Consider the following 14,612-nt stretch of genomic DNA (forward strand, 5'->3'; position numbering starts at 1 on the left):
CGGAACATCTCCATCAGCAGTGGCAGGGAACCGCCGCTTTGTCCTCGACACCTTCGCAGCAATTGGCGGTCAGGTAGCCGAGCAACGCACTCATATGCGCGAAAGCGGCGCGGTAGATCAGGTTGCGTCCGTCCCGCTCCTGCGTCACCAGGCCGGCGTGTGCCAGTTCCTTCAGGTGGAACGACAGGGTGGCCGCAGGCACGTCCAGCCGCTCGGCCATCGCGCCGGGCGTCATGCCACCCGGGCCGGCGACGACCAGCATCCGGAAGACCTGGAGGCGCAGCCCGTGGGCCAAGGCTGCAAGGGAGCGGACAACATCATATTCTTCCATATTTCTACAATACTAGAAATATAGGATTGATGCAATGCCTGATCCGGCGAAGCGCCGCTGGCACCCTGCCCGTCGTCCGAGTTGTCCAGAGGACAACCGCGCCTGCGATAGCCGCGGACTAGTCCATCAGATCCGTGTACTCACCTTTCGCATAGGGCCGGGTGCGGTTCCACGGAGCGGGTTGCGGCAAGGCAGCGGCGGTCACCCGCGTGATCTTCTTCTGCGTGCCGCTGGCATTGCGCGACTGGACCAGGCGCGGATATTGGCCGGCCACGTCCCACTGGACCGTCACCTGTTCATCGCCGCGCTTCGCGCGGTACTCCTGCACACCGCCGCGTGCAGGACCGCTCGCGCTCATGGTCTTGAGCGCTGCCGGATCCAGCAGGTGGTAGGCGGTCGCCCATGAGCCGTCGAAGCCGATGTTGCCGTATTCGGCCGGGCTGACTTCGAAGGTCTTGCGCATGGCGTCGCTGACCAGCCGCACCGACAGCTTGCCGGACGGCTGCCGCTCGATCCAGCGCGCGGCGGCCGACATGTCCATGTGCTTGTGGCCCTTGTCTGCCTTGGCGTGCTCGGCTTCGTCGTGCGCCCCGTGCGGGATCTCGCGCTCGATCCAGACCGTGCCGCCCTCGCGGTAGACACGTTCGGTGAAGTAGATGTCGCGGCGCACGCCGTCGGCCCCGAGCGCCGACAACTCATGCTGCACGCGCAGCGCCAGCGGGCCGGAGGCCTTGGACGGTTCCGCCGCCACGGCAGTGAAGGCTGCCGAGACCAGCAGCAGTGCGAGGACGGGAGTGGCTTGCTTGGTTTTCATGAAATCCGTTCAGAAAGCGAAAATGCGCACGCCGGCAACCGGCGCGCGCATGGCATCAAAAGACCCTGTGCTCAGTCGTGCAGCAAGGCCGCGGCCGGCATCACAGGCCCAGCGCGGACTTTACGACGCTGAACACCTTGGTGTTGTCGATGGTGCCCTTGAGCGCGGCGTTGCCCGGCCCCGTCGAGAACAGCATCACATCGCCGCCGCCGTGGGTTTCCGAGCCCGGCGAGCCAAGGTTGACGCCAACTTCCTGCAGATAGCCGTCGGCCGTGGTGTCCACCAGCGCGGGGTTGTCGCGCGGGGTCTTGCGCGGACCGCCGCCGTTGCCGAACACCAGCGTGGTGTAAGGCAGGCCGTCGGCCGCCGTGGCCGGCTGCCTGGTCTTGATGTCCGTTGCCGTGCCCAGGATCGGGTTGCCGCGATGCGAGTAGCCGTTGATCGTCATCGTATGGTCGTGGTCGGCAGTGACCACGATCATCGTGTTCGACAGGTCCACCATCGACAGCGCACGCTTGATGGCATCGTCAAACGCGATCGTGTCTTCCAGCGCGCGCTTGGCGTTGGTGCCATGCAGCGCATGGTCGATCCGGCCGCCCTCCACCATCAGGAAATAGCCGTTGCCGTTCTTCTGCAGGATGCGGATGGCCTTCTCGGTCATGTCGGCCAGGCTGGGCTCGTCGACATTGTTCTTGACGCGGTCCAGCTCGTAGTTGAGGTGGTCCATGTTGAACAGGCCGAGCAGCTTGCTGGTGGATGCCGGGTCAACGGCCTTGAACGCGGTGCCGGTGGTCACGTAGGTGTAGCCCGGGAACTGCGTGGTCAGGTCGACGCCATCGGTGCGCTTGCCACCCGTGACGCTGTCGGGCAGGAACTGGCGGCGGCCGCCGCCAAGCAGCACGTCCAGGCCATCCTTGAGCGCGGTGTTGTAGCCGGCGTTGCCGGGCGTTGCCTGCGCGGCGATATTGTTCTCGCCGTCGCGGTGGCAGACGTGCGAGAAAGTGGCCGCCGGCGTCGCGTGGGTCACGCGCGTGGTGGTCACCGCGCCGACCGACTTGCCGGCGGCCTTGGCCAGTTCCAGCACGGTCACGACCGGCGCGCCGTTGCCGCTGGGACAGGTGCTGTCGCCGGCGCTGGTCACATAGGCCTTGCCGGTGCCGTCGCTGGCCTTGGTATCGGCCGACATCGAGATGACCTCGTTGTTCATCTTCACGCCGGTCATGTAGGCCGCCATCGACGGTGCGCTGTCGGTGGTCTGCGCGTCGTTCGAATACGTCTTCACGCGCGCGGTGCGCTTGAGCGACTCCATGTTGAGCTTGCCCGTCTCGCCATACTTGTAGATGCGCGAAGCGGTGACGGTGGTCGGGCCCATGCCGTCGCCCAGGAAGAAGATGACATTCTTGGCCTCGCCCGCGGCTTGCGCAGGGAGAGCAATGCAGGCGCAGGCAGCCGCAAGTGCGGACAGGCCGGTACGAATGATGAGTTTCATGGCGTTATTCCGTCAGCGATAGTGGCTTAGAGGCCGATGGCCGTCTTGATCAGGCCGAACACGTCGGTGTTGTCCATCACACCGGCGAAGGATTCGGCACCGTTGCCCAGTGCGCCGATAAAGACATCGGTGCCGCCATGGGTCTCGCCACCCGCCGCCGTCGGGATCGCGGCTTCCTGGTGATAGCTCTTGTCGTAGACCTGTGCATCGGTCAGCGCGGTGCGCGTGGCCGGGCGGTTCTCGCCGGTGCCGAAGCCGATAATGGTGAAAGGATTGCCGCCGGAGTCCGTGGACAGGGCGCCGGTCACGTAGTTCTTCAGCAGGCCCAGCACGCCGGGGTTGCTGTCGCTGGTGGGGCCGGTGCGCTTGGCGTAGCCGTTCAGCACCAGCGTGTGGTCATGGTCGGCGGTGACGACGATCAGCGTGTTCTTCAGGCCCGGGTCGATCACGTTGAGCTTGTCGATCGCGGTCTTGATCGCGGTGTCGAAGGCCACGGTGTCCTGCAGCGCCTTGCGCGCGGTGGTTTCATGCAATGCGTGGTCGATGCGGCCGCCTTCCACCATCAGGAAGAAGCCCTTCCTCTTCGCGGCAAGCACGTCGATGGCCTTGCCGGTCATCTCCGCCAGGCTCGGTTCATCGCCGGGCACGCGGTCCAGGTCGTAGGCCATATGGCTGGACGTGAACAGGCCTGCCACCTTCTTCGCGCTGGCGGCGTCGATCTTGTCGAACTCGGCCTTGCTGGAAACGTAGGCATAGCCGGCCTTGGTCAGCTCGCCGACCAGGTCGCGGCCGTCGGTGCGGGCGCCGCCCGCGGCCTTGTTCTGGAAGTGCTTGCGGCCGCCGCCGAAGATCACATCGACGCCATCGCCAAGCGCGCTGTTGTAGCCAGCGCCGTGCGGCACCAGTTGCGCGGCGATGGTGTTCTCGGCGTCGCGGTGGCACACGTGCGCGTAGGTCGTGGCGGGGGTTGCGTGCGTGATGCGGGTGGTGGTGACCACGCCGGTGCCGTAGCCTGCCGCCTTCATCTGCTCGAGCAGCGTCGGCACGCTCTGGCCGTTGCCGGAAGCCGGGCAGGTGCTGTCCGCGCCGGACAGGTAGTCCTTGCCGCTGGCGTCGAAGGCATTGGTCTCCGGCGTCATCGAGATGACTTCGTTGTTCATCTTGACGCCGGTCATGTAGGCCGCCATCGACGGCGCGCTGTCGGTCACCTGCGCGTTGTTCGAATAGGTCCGGATAAACCCGCTCTCGGGGAGCGTATCCATGGTCAGGTCCCCATCCTCGCCGACCTTGTAGATCCGCGCCGCGGTCATGGTCGTCATGCCCATGCCGTCGCCAAGGAAGAACACGACGTTCTTCGTCGGCGCGGTGCTGCCGGCAGCCGGCGGCTGCGTGACCGGCGCATTGTTGTCATCATCGCTGCCGCAGGACGCCACGGCCAGCGCCAGCAGCGGGGCTGCCAGTATTGAAAGACGCCTCATATTTCCTCCCCGTTGGTTTTGGCGGGAGGATGCACGACGAATATTTCGGCACCGTGACGTGTCACAGGACGGCATCGTTGCCGCTGCAGGAAAACATGCGAAAGTGCAGCATCAGGCCGTTCGCTATGTTCGCGAACGGCCCACCTGTGCGGCAAGCTGCCGCAGTAGCGATGCTGCCTGGTGGCGCCGAACACTGATATATTGTCGCCAAAACAGGCACCGCTCTCGTGAGCAAATCGCATCGCCGGCCATGGTTCGCCGGCTTCCTCCTCGTTGTCTTCCTGGCAGCCCAGCTGGCAGTGGCGGCGTACGCCTGTACCGGCAGCCGCTACCAGGCGGAACACAGCGGCACGATGGCGGCGATGACCGAATCCTGCGCCGATATGGCCGCCAGTGACACCCAGCAGGACATCGACCAGAGCGGGCTTTGCCTGGCGCATTGCCAGGCCGATTCCAGGAACGCCGACCATGCTTCGCCGCAGCTTCCGGCCTTCATGCCGGTGCTGATGCGCGTGCTTGAGCCAACGCGCGTGGTCCTGGCGGAGGTTCGCGTTGGGCTGCGCGCCGAGGCAGAGGCGCGCGCACCGCCTCCCCTCACCGTCCTTCACTGCAGTTTCCAGACTTAGCCTCCGGCTCGACGTCACCTGGTGCTGCCTGCTTCCATGCGGGCAGCAGTCGTCGTCCCTGGAGGCTTTATGCTTTTTCTACGTCACCTGACCGTGGCGCTGCTCAGCGCGCCCGCAATCGGCCTGGCTGCGCCGCAAGGCGCGCCCGGGCAATCCGCCCCTTCCCTCTCCCTTGAGGAAGCCGTCGCGATCGCGAGCGCCCATGCCGGCGACGCCGAATCGTCGCGCGGCGCCGTGGAGGCCGCCGGGCAAATGGCCGTCGCCGCCGGCCGCCTGCCGGATCCCGTGCTCAAGCTCGGCGTCAACAACGTGCCGGTCAACGGCTCGGACGCGTTCTCGCTGAGCCGGGATTCCATGACCATGCGCTCGATCTCGGTGATGCAGGAATTCACGCGCGCGGACAAGCGCCGCGCCAGGGCCGCGCGCTTCGAAGCCGAAGCCGCCGCTGCCGACGCGCAGCGCACAGTGGGGCTGGCAGGCGTGCAGCGCAATGCGGTCAATGCCTGGCTCGACCGGTGGTATGCGGAGCAGGCCGGCGTGCTGCTCGGCCATCACGGCCATCCGCTTGAACTGGCGCTGCAGGCCGCCACCGCGGCCTACCGCGGCGGGCGCGGCTCGCGTGCGGAGGTACTGGCGATGGAGCTGGAAATCCAGAAGCTGCACGACCGCGAGGACGAGAACCGCGCCGCGCTGGCAACGGCCACGCTGAACCTGGAGCGCTGGGTCGGCGCCGCTGCGCGGCGCCCGCTGTCGGAGCGGCCACCGCTTGAAGTGCCGCCGGGCGCCCGGCAACTCGCCAGGGGCGAGTTCGAGGCCGTGCCCGAACTGTCGGCTGCGCAGCGCGACGTGGCGCTGGCCGAATCGGAAATCCAGGTGGCAACGGAAGCCCGCAAGCCGGACGTGACGGTCGAGCTGATGTACAGCCAGCGCGGCTCGGCCTACTCGAACATGGGCTCGCTCAATGTCAGCTTCCCATTGCCGTGGGACCGGGGCAACCGCCAGGACCGCGAAATCAGTGCGCGGCTGGCGCAGGCCAATGACGCGCGGGCCAGGCTGGAAATGGTCCGGCGCAATACCCAGGCCATGGTCGGCGCCAGGCTGGCCGAGCTGCAGCGCAACCTTGACCGGCTGCGGCGCTACGACGACAAGACCTTGCCGCTCGCGCGGGCACAGGCGGATGCGGCACTGACGGCCTACCGCGCCAGCACGGGCACCTTGGCGGCGGTCGCCGAAGCCAACCATCGCGCCATCGACACCGCCATGGATCGCCTGCTGCTTGAGGCAAAGACCGCGAAGCTGTGGGCGGACCTGAACTACCTGGTGCCATTGCCTACCGCCCAGGCCGAAGCCGCAGTGAGGGAGGCAAAATGAAGAAGCACATCATTGCAGCAGCAGCCGGGCTGGTCGTCGCCGGCATCGCCCTCTACGGCGCTTACCACTTCGGGTTCACGCGCGGCACACAGACTGCGCAACCGTCGAGCACGGCTGGCGCGCAATCCACCGTGCTCAAGGCCGGCGACATCGACCCGAAGACCGGCAGGAAGATCCTGTACTGGCACGATCCCATGGTGCCGGGCCAGCGCTTCGACAAGCCGGGCAAATCTCCCTTCATGGAGATGCAACTGGTGCCGGTCTACGCGGACGGCGATGGCAGCGGCAGCGGTGTCACCGTCGACAGCCATGTCGCGCAAAACCTCGGCATTCGCACTACCGAGGCAAAGCCTGGACGGCTGGCCGCGATGCTACAGGTGCCCGGCAATGTCGCCATCGACGAACGCAGCGTGCAGGTCATCCAGGCGCGCACCAACGCCTTTGTGCAGCACGTCGCGGTCCGGGCCACCCTTGACCCGGTCCGGCGCGGACAGGCGCTGGTCACCCTGTACTCGCCCGACTGGGTCGCGGCGCAAGAGGAATACCTGGCCGTGTCACGCATGGCAGCGAGCGCGCATCTGGACGACCTGCGCAGTGCTGCCAGGAATCGCATGCTGCAGGCAGGCATGACGCCGGGCCAGGTCAGTGCGGTCGAAAGATCCGGCAAGCCGCAGCCCGGTGTTGCCATCGCCAGCCCGGTCGATGGCCTCGTGACCGAGGTGGCGGTGCGCGAGGGCATGACCGTGTCGCCGGGCATGACGCTGTTCCGCCTGGCTGACCTGAGCCAGGTGTGGGTGATTGCCGAGGTACCAGAGGGCCAGGCCGGCACCATCCGGCCCGGCGCGGCGGCCACGGTACTGCAGGGCGGCACGGCCAGCCCCCTTGCCGGCAAGGTCGACGCCATCCTTCCCGACGTCAACCCGGCGACCCGCACCGTCAAGGCCCGCATCATCCTGCCCAACCCCGGCAGGCGCCTGCTGCCGGGCATGTTTGTCACGGTCGGCTTCGACAGTGGCGCCCAGAAGGAAGCGTTGCTGATCCCGTCGGAGTCGGTCATCCGCACCGGCCAGCGCAGTATCGTCATGGTCGATGCCGGCCAGGCAGGGTTCGTTGCCACCGAGATCAAGACCGGCCGCGAGGCCGATGGCATGGTCGAGGTGCTGGACGGACTGGCGCCGGGACAGAAAGTGGTCACGTCCGGCCAGTTCCTGATCGACTCGGAAGCCAGCCTGCGCGGCAGCGCGCAACGCATGTCCGCCCCGCCTGCGGCCTCCGCACCTGCCGCACCATCGGCCGAGCATGAAGGCACAGGCCGCATCGAAGCCGTGAACGGCAGCGAGAGCCTGACCATCTCGCATGGCCCCATCCCGTCGGCACAGTGGGGTGCGATGACCATGGATTTCGCCGCGCCGCCGACGGGCCTGCCCAAGGGACTGAAGCCTGGCGACCGCATCCGCTTCCGCTTCCACCTGGACCGCGACGGCGCGGCCATGCTGTCGTCGGTCGAGCCCGCCGGCACCGCCCAGGGAGCCCGGCCATGATCGCGCGCCTGATCCTGGCCTCGATCCGCCACCGCATCCTGGTCCTGCTGGCCACGGTGATGCTGACCGCATGGGGCCTGTGGGCGGTGCGAAGCACGCCGCTCGACGCCCTCCCCGACCTGTCCGATGTGCAAGTGATCATCCGCACGCCCTTCCCGGGCCAGGCGCCGCAGATCGTCGAGAACCAGGTTACGTATCCGCTGACCACCACCATGCTGTCGGTGCCCGGCGCCAGGACGGTCCGGGGTTACTCTTTCTTTGGCGATTCGTTCGTCTATGTGCTGTTCGAGGATGGCACCGACCTGTACTGGGCGCGCTCGCGCGTGCTGGAATACCTGAACCAGGTGCAGTCCCGCCTGCCCGCCGCGGCCAGGCCGGCGCTGGGGCCGGATGCCACCGGCGTCGGCTGGATCTACGAGTACGCGCTGGTGGACAAGACCGGCCAGCATGACCTCGGCCAGTTGCGCGCACTGCAGGACTGGTTCCTGCGCTTCGAACTGAAATCGCTGCCCAATGTGGCCGAGGTCGCTTCGCTGGGCGGCATGGTGAAGCAGTACCAGGTGGTGCTGCTGCCGGACCGGATGCGCGCCTACAACCTGTCGCAGGGCAAGGTGCTGGCGGCGCTCAGGGGCGCCAACCAGGAGGCCGGCGGGTCGGTGCTGGAAATGGGCGAGGCAGAGTATATGGTGCGCGCCAGCGGCTACCTGAAGACGCTCGACGATTTCCGGCAGATTCCGCTGGTGACCAGCGATGCCGGCATTCCTGTGCGGCTGGGCGATGTCGCCATCGTCCAGCTCGGCCCGGAGATGCGGCGCGGCATCGCCGAACTTGACGGCCAGGGCGAGGTTGCCGGCGGCGTGATCGTGATGCGCTCAGGCAAGAACGCGCTGGAAACCATCGAGGCGGTCAAGGCGAAGCTAGCCACGCTGCAGAAGAGCCTGCCTGCCGGTGTGCAGATCGTCACCACCTACGACCGCTCCGCGCTGATCAAGCGCGCGGTGGAAAACCTGACACACAAGCTGGCCGAAGAGTTCGCCGTGGTCGCGCTGGTGTGCCTGCTGTTCCTGTTCCACCTGCGTTCCGCGCTGGTGGCGATCGTGTCGCTGCCGCTGGGCGTGCTGGCCGCCTTTTTGGTGATGCGCTACCAGGGCATCAATGCCAACATCATGTCGCTGGGCGGCATTGCCATTGCCATTGGCGCCATGGTCGATGCCGCGGTCGTGATGATCGAGAACGCGCACAAGCAGCTGGAACACTGGCATGCCGAGAACCCCGGCCGGGAGCTGGCAGGGAACGAGCGCTGGGGCGTGATCGGCCGGGCCGCCACCGAGGTCGGGCCCGCGCTGTTCTTCTCGCTGCTGATCATCACGCTGTCGTTTATCCCGGTCTTTACGCTGGAGGCGCAGGAGGGCCGGCTGTTCTCGCCGCTGGCCTTTACCAAGACCTATTCCATGGCCGCGGCGGCGGGCCTGTCGGTGACGCTGGTGCCGGTGCTGATGGGCTACATGATCCGCGGCAGGATTCCTTCGGAGCAGTCCAACCCCTTGAACCGATGGCTGATCCGCGCCTATCGGCCGGTGCTGGCACGGGTGCTGGCCTACCCGAAGACCACCTTTGCGGTCGCCGCAGTGCTGCTGGCCGCGACTGCGTGGCCGATGCTGCGTACCGGCGCCGAATTCATGCCGCCGCTCGACGAGGGCGACCTGCTCTATATGCCGTCGGCATTGCCAGGCCTTTCCGCCGGCAAGGCGGCGCAGCTGCTGCAACAGACCGACCGCCTGATCAGGACCGTGCCCGAGGTGGCGACCGTATTCGGCAAGGCCGGCCGCGCCGATACCGCGACCGATCCGGCGCCCCTCGAGATGTTCGAGACCACCATCCAGTTCAAGCCGCGCGACCAGTGGCGTGCCGGCATGACCACCGACAAGCTGGTGGAAGAGCTCGATCGCGTGGTCAAGGTGCCGGGCCTGTCCAACATCTGGGTGCCGCCGATCCGCAACCGCATCGACATGCTTGCCACCGGCATCAAGAGCCCGGTCGGCATCAAGGTGGCGGGCGCGGACCTGAAGGAGATCGATCGCCTGGCAACGCGCATCGAGGAAGCCGTCAGGACAGTGCCGGGGGTGACGTCGGCACTGGCCGAGCGGCTGAGCGGCGGGCGCTATGTCGATATCGACATCAATCGCGTGGCGGCGGGCCGCTACGGGCTGAACATCGCGGATGTGCAGAGCGTGGTATCGTCGGCCATCGGCGGCGACAATGTGGGCGAGGTCGTCGACGGGCTGGCGCGCTTCCCTATCAACGTACGCTACCCGCGCGACTACCGCGACTCGGTGGAGCAACTGCGCAGCCTGCCCATCGTCACGGACAAGGGCCAGCAGATCGTGCTGTCCGACGTGGCGCGCATCCAGGTGGTGCAGGGAGCGCCGATGCTGCGCAGCGAAAACGCGCGACTGTCGGGCTGGGTGTATGTCGACATCCGCGGGCGTGACCTGCGCTCGGCCGTCCGGGATATGCAGGCCGCCGTTGCGAAAGCGGTGCCGATGCCGGCTGGCTATTCGCTGAGCTGGTCGGGGCAGTTCGAATACCTGGAGCGGGCCGCCGCAAAGCTGAAGGTGGTAGTGCCGTTCACGCTGCTGATCATCTTCGTGCTGCTGTACCTGGTGTTCGGCCGTCTCGATGAAGCCCTGCTCATCATGGGCACGCTGCCGCTGGCGCTGATCGGCGGCTTCTGGCTGCTCTACCTGCTGGGCTACAACCTGTCGGTTGCCGGCGTGGTCGGCTTCATCGCGCTGGCGGGCGTGGCGGCGGAATTCGGCGTGATCATGCTGCTCTACCTGAAGCAGGCATGGACCGCGCGCGCGAACCAGGGCGATGCCAGCCTGTCCGCGCTGCTTGAGGCCATCCAGGAAGGCGCGGTGCTGCGCGTGCGCCCCAAGGCAATGACCGTCGCCGTCATCCTTGCCGGCCTGGTGCCGATCATGTGGTCGCATGGCACCGGCTCCGAGGTCATGCAGCGCATTGCCGCGCCGATGGTGGGCGGCATGCTCACCGCGCCATTGCTTTCGCTCTTCGTGGTGCCGGCGGTGTATTTGCTGATGCGCCGGCGCCAGACCAGACCTCAACCAGTTTCCGTACACCCCTCACTTCAGAAGGAACCACTATGAATTCCATCAAGACGCTCGCCCTTGCGCTGGCTTTCGCCACCACGCCGGCCGCATTCGCAGCGGGATCGATGGACGGCATGGACATGAAGCCGTCCGCACCCGCGCAGCAGGCGCCGCAACCCGTGGCAGCCGAGATCAAGAAGATCGATGCGCAGGCCGGCAAGGTCACGCTCAGGCACGGACCGATCGCCAACCTCGGCATGGGACCGATGACCATGGCGTTCCCCGTCAAGGATCGCGCATCGCTGAAGGATTTCAAGGAGGGCGAGGCGGTATCCGTGACGTTCGACAACGTTGATGGCAAGCCTACGGTCATGCAAATGCGGCGCAAGTGAGGGCTACCGTCGCTGGAGGTGATTGCGCGTTCGGCGCGCAATCACTGTGTGCTCACGCTTTGGTGCCCAGACACTCCTTCAGGAACTCGATAAAGCGCTGTGTCTTTGCCGGCAGCAAGCGTGTTTCGGTCAGGGCATAGACCGGCGTCGGCCTGGTCTGCCTGCCAGGCAATATCCGGCGCAGGCGGCCGGCCGCCACGTCCTCTGCCGCCACCTCCTCGGCCAGCAAGACCACGCCCAGGCCCAGCATTGCCAGGCGGCAGCATCTCCCCCAGTTGCTCGTGGGCGATCCGTGCTTCGTCCAGATGCGCTTGCAGCGCTCGTAGTAGAGCTGCCCGGCCTCGGTCAGCTCGACCTTGCGCATCGTGCGATGCAGCAGCCGCAGGCCAATGGCCTTCTCCAGCGCGCTGATCCGCCTGGAAAGCGCGTGTGCAGGAGGTGATTTTGGGTGCCCTGCAGGGCTGAGGGAGGCCGCCTATGCAGGCGGGGTGCAGGTGCAACCTGGCCTTGCCTGCGGCCTGAGATCGTGCGCGCCTTGACCGCGGCGCATGCAATCAGCCCCGGCTGGTTGGACCGGGGCTGTCAGATAAGTTAGTGCAGTTGGCGCTTCAGGTCAGCAAGTTCCGAATGCATCGAACTGACTGCATCCTTGACCTTTGCATCGAGACTGCCGGCCTGCTGGCAAGCGCGGTCTGCACGATCACCGATCCGTTCGAGATCATCGACCCACTGCCGGATCCGATCCTCATCCTTGGAAGACACGACCTTCGATGCCGATTTGCACTCCTTGTCGAGCTCATCCACCCAGTTCATCAAGTCTTGTGGAATCCCCGTATCGGCATGACAAGTCCGGGATGTCTCGCTGATGGTTTGCTGCAGATGACTAAAACGTTGCTGCATTTCACTGGCTTGCAACATGATGCCCCCTTCGTGAACACCAATCCACATGAGTTCAGGCAGCAGATGATTGTGTGTTGCCTGTGCCATTGTCATTCGCCCGCATCAGTTGGCTGCCAATGAAGCTCCATTGCCCAGCCTCGAAGCGCGCGAAGGCACTTTTTCAGTCTAGGTCAAATTCAACCGCACGCTCCGATGTGATCGCCGGGGTTCCGCGGCATTACTAGGCATTAGCCGCGCCTCGCTATATCTTGAATTCAAGACAGTCCGGCGCTCGGGCTGAGCTACGGACATCGTAAATTGCCGGAGGCTGAAATGCTGGAAAAAAAGCGGTCTTACAAGGGATTCCACGTTGCGCTCTTCGTGCCGGAGGTGATTGAGCCAGGCAAGCCAGGCGGGCGAGTCCAGATCTCCACGCGCAATGAGGACATGGGCATCCGCTTTACGCCGGACTGGCCCCACCCGCCCGCAACGCTGGAGGAGGCAGAGGACTGGCTTTTCGCCTACGCCGCCGGGATCATCGATTGTGAACTGGCGGGCGGCTTCGGCATTGATCTCAGGAACGAGTAAGTCAGTCCGGCGACGAAAGATCTGCGGAAGCCGGTCGGCGCGTCTCCTGCGCCTGGCGGGGATGGCGGTGTTCGTGGAGATTCTGGCATGCCGTGCAGCGCGTGGCGGTCGGGTACGCTTGCAGGCGGGCGAAACGGATGGCCTGCTGGCAGTCAATACAGACGCCATACTGGCCGCTCCTCATCCGTGACCGGGCTGCTTCAATGTCAGCCAGTTGCATGCGATAGTGTTTCAGCATCGCGTCGCCCTGGCGCTGCACAGTCTTTTCGTCCGCCACTTCACCATCGTCAAGGTGTTCACGTTGTGTTGGCGCCACAACAGGCGAATCCGCGGTTCCGGCGACGGCACGAATGCGCAACTCCTCAGCGTCCATTTGGGCCACCAACTTCGCCAACTCTTCCTTTGTCAGCCCGTCCATGACTGGCCTCCTGGGTAAACATCCTGCGGGTCGCACGTAAGCAGACCGTCCAGCGTAGCGCGTCTGGGCAATCGCACCTGGCGGGCACAGTTGTTGTATTGCCGCTCAGATGTGTCGCCACTTAGATCGCGGCTCCCGCAAGGGGCTGTAGCCATTTGCCGGCATGGCAAAAAACACGTGCCCCTTGCGGGACCAGCACGGGTCACTGCCGTGCCGGTCCCTCAGTCACGAATACCTAACGGTGGCTGGCAGCCAGCGCGACGATAGCGCCTGTGGTAGCCGCGATGGCGGCCACAGTACCCATGCTTTGCCACGGATGCTCATGAACGTAGCGATCGGTCGTTGTCGCCCACTCGGAGACTTTGGCGCGGCTTTCTTCGCGCAGCGTAACGATGCGCTCCTGCAGCGCGCGCTGCCGGGCCTTGAGTGCATGGCGCTCAAGGCTGGTCCCTACGCCGGTTTCGGCTTTGACATCATGAAGAAGTGCCTGAACGTCGGCCATCAGCGTATCGACGTCGCGGGCCAATGCGTCCTTGCGCATAGAGAAATCAGATTGGATGTCGTTCATCTTGCCCTCCTGTTAGCGAAATCATCGCGGTGCGTCGCGCAGCACGATTGGCACTGTGTCAAATATAGGACTGGGCTGACAGCCCGGCATGACAAAGAACACGCTACGACGAAGCCGTCCGCAAGGAGGCAAGAGGACCGTAGAACCAATGCGACGGAAGTATCGCCGCGCTTACGCGCCAAGCCTTTTGTCGCTGATGGCTATCAGGTGCCGAATGCGGTACTGCCGACGCTGCCGCCCCCGTCCCGCCGGAACTGTACGCGGCGCTGCGCATGCAGGGAGTGGCGCGGCACCGGAGTCACGCCTTTCGCGTCCCTCGCCTTATCCGCTCCAAATATTTTCCTGAAGCGACCTCGATTCGCACCGTGTCCCCTTCCTTGACGAACTGAGGAACGAGAACTTCCATGCCGTTCTCCAGCGTGGCAGCCTTGAAGGTAGAGGATTCATGCTCGTGCAGGCCCGGCGGCGTGGACATGATGGTTACCTCGACCGCAGGGGGGAATGCGATGGTGACTGGCTCGCCCTCATAAAGCTGCACCGGGATTCGCATATTGGGACGAAGAAACTTCTGGTATGCGCCCATGGTTTCCGCAGGAAAACTGATCTGCTCGAAGGTGTCGGGATTCATGAAGAAAAAGGCGTCACCATCGGTGTACAGATATTCCATCTCCTGGTGATCAAGCGCGACCTCTTCGAGCTTGTTGCCCGGGTGTAACCGCAACTCCTTGATGTGGCCAGTCTTAAGGCTCTTGAACTTGGCGAAAACTGCGCTCCCCTGTTGGCCGCCGCCGGCGTGGTACCCGGCGCTGGTAACGCTATGAAGTTCACCTTCAAGCATGATGACCATGCCCGACTTCAGTTCGGAAGCTTCGACCATTGGTGTCTCCGCGTGGGCGGCAGGATTTCGCCTTCAGCCTAGCACACGCGGAACGAGAAACTCGATGGCGCTGACCGCATTGGGAGAATTGCGCACCGGCGACAGCGGGATGCTGCAGCGCCGCATGCAC

15 protein-coding genes and 1 pseudogene are annotated in these 14,612 nt (G+C 65.2%); 6 read left to right on the forward strand and 10 right to left on the reverse strand.

Annotated features, from left to right (window positions below; genetic code table 11):
- Positions 1-13: 13 nt before the first annotated feature.
- The 4 genes from AC3WRI_RS02475 to AC3WRI_RS02490 all read right to left on the reverse strand — a co-directional run bounded on the left by AC3WRI_RS02475 (position 14) and on the right by AC3WRI_RS02490 (position 4,112).
- The gene (locus AC3WRI_RS02475) at positions 14-331 is read right to left on the reverse strand and encodes an ArsR/SmtB family transcription factor (RefSeq protein ID WP_010810562.1); all 318 of its coding nucleotides are present in this window, start codon (positions 329-331) and stop codon (positions 14-16) included.
- A 118-nt stretch (positions 332-449) separates the two neighbouring features.
- Positions 450-1,145, reverse strand: coding sequence for a hypothetical protein (locus AC3WRI_RS02480; RefSeq protein ID WP_010810561.1), 696 nt, complete (start codon positions 1,143-1,145; stop codon positions 450-452).
- Positions 1,146-1,245: 100 nt separating this feature from the next.
- The gene (locus AC3WRI_RS02485; RefSeq protein WP_011615543.1) at positions 1,246-2,634 is read right to left on the reverse strand and encodes an alkaline phosphatase; all 1,389 of its coding nucleotides are present in this window, start codon (positions 2,632-2,634) and stop codon (positions 1,246-1,248) included.
- Between the two features lie 26 nt (positions 2,635-2,660).
- Entirely contained in the window at positions 2,661-4,112 is a 1,452-nt protein-coding gene (locus AC3WRI_RS02490; RefSeq protein WP_492292495.1) for an alkaline phosphatase, read from the reverse strand.
- Between the two features lie 227 nt (positions 4,113-4,339).
- Between AC3WRI_RS02490 and AC3WRI_RS02495 the strand changes: the two genes are divergently transcribed.
- From AC3WRI_RS02495 to AC3WRI_RS02515, 5 genes are all read left to right on the forward strand, one after another.
- Positions 4,340-4,738: a hypothetical protein gene (locus AC3WRI_RS02495; protein WP_010810558.1), complete on the forward strand. Its 399-nt coding sequence runs from the start codon at positions 4,340-4,342 to the stop codon at positions 4,736-4,738.
- 69 nt (positions 4,739-4,807) lie between these two features.
- A complete protein-coding gene (locus tag AC3WRI_RS02500) occupies positions 4,808-6,109 on the forward strand; it encodes a TolC family protein (protein WP_058697955.1) in 1,302 nt (433 codons plus the stop codon).
- Positions 6,106-7,650 carry an efflux RND transporter periplasmic adaptor subunit gene (locus AC3WRI_RS02505; protein WP_439668001.1) on the forward strand — a complete coding sequence of 515 codons (1,545 nt, stop codon included), beginning with the start codon at positions 6,106-6,108 and terminating at the stop codon, positions 7,648-7,650. The genes AC3WRI_RS02500 and AC3WRI_RS02505 overlap by 4 nt, the downstream gene beginning before the upstream one ends.
- A complete protein-coding gene (locus AC3WRI_RS02510) occupies positions 7,647-10,817 on the forward strand; it encodes an efflux RND transporter permease subunit (RefSeq protein ID WP_492292496.1) in 3,171 nt (1,056 codons plus the stop codon). The genes AC3WRI_RS02505 and AC3WRI_RS02510 overlap by 4 nt, the downstream gene beginning before the upstream one ends.
- Complete coding sequence (locus AC3WRI_RS02515) at positions 10,814-11,152, forward strand: copper-binding protein (protein WP_010810554.1); 339 nt, start codon at positions 10,814-10,816, stop codon at positions 11,150-11,152. Before AC3WRI_RS02510 ends, AC3WRI_RS02515 begins: the two co-directional genes overlap by 4 nt.
- 52 nt (positions 11,153-11,204) lie before the next feature.
- Here the strand turns inward: AC3WRI_RS02515 and AC3WRI_RS02520 are convergent, their stop codons facing one another.
- The 3 genes and pseudogenes from AC3WRI_RS02520 to AC3WRI_RS02530 all read right to left on the reverse strand — a co-directional run bounded on the left by AC3WRI_RS02520 (position 11,205) and on the right by AC3WRI_RS02530 (position 12,070).
- Complete coding sequence (locus tag AC3WRI_RS02520; RefSeq protein WP_492292498.1) at positions 11,205-11,516, reverse strand: LysR substrate-binding domain-containing protein; 312 nt, start codon at positions 11,514-11,516, stop codon at positions 11,205-11,207.
- Positions 11,496-11,567, reverse strand: a pseudogene (locus AC3WRI_RS02525) (hypothetical protein); the annotation flags it as partial. The pseudogene AC3WRI_RS02525 and the gene AC3WRI_RS02520, both read right to left, overlap by 21 nt.
- Positions 11,568-11,743: 176 nt before the next feature.
- Complete coding sequence (locus AC3WRI_RS02530) at positions 11,744-12,070, reverse strand: hypothetical protein (RefSeq protein WP_010810552.1); 327 nt, start codon at positions 12,068-12,070, stop codon at positions 11,744-11,746.
- Positions 12,071-12,364: 294 nt separating this feature from the next.
- Here AC3WRI_RS02530 and AC3WRI_RS02535 point away from each other — a divergent pair, with 294 nt between their 5' ends.
- On the forward strand, positions 12,365-12,619 hold the full coding sequence (locus AC3WRI_RS02535) for a hypothetical protein (RefSeq protein WP_058697953.1): 255 nt from the start codon (positions 12,365-12,367) through the stop codon (positions 12,617-12,619).
- 1 nt (position 12,620) lies between these two features.
- Here AC3WRI_RS02535 and AC3WRI_RS02540 read toward each other — a convergent pair whose 3' ends face one another.
- The 3 genes from AC3WRI_RS02540 to AC3WRI_RS02550 form a co-directional block, all read right to left on the reverse strand.
- Positions 12,621-13,037: a TraR/DksA family transcriptional regulator gene (locus tag AC3WRI_RS02540; protein WP_058697952.1), complete on the reverse strand. Its 417-nt coding sequence runs from the start codon at positions 13,035-13,037 to the stop codon at positions 12,621-12,623.
- 235 nt (positions 13,038-13,272) lie between these two features.
- A complete protein-coding gene (locus tag AC3WRI_RS02545; RefSeq protein WP_010810549.1) occupies positions 13,273-13,605 on the reverse strand; it encodes a glycine zipper domain-containing protein in 333 nt (110 codons plus the stop codon).
- Positions 13,606-13,903: 298 nt separating this feature from the next.
- Positions 13,904-14,482 carry an elongation factor P gene (locus AC3WRI_RS02550; RefSeq protein ID WP_010810548.1) on the reverse strand — a complete coding sequence of 193 codons (579 nt, stop codon included), beginning with the start codon at positions 14,480-14,482 and terminating at the stop codon, positions 13,904-13,906.
- Between the last annotated feature and the right edge of the window lie 130 nt (positions 14,483-14,612).

Source organism: Cupriavidus sp. FW305-27 (genome assembly GCF_058787995.1).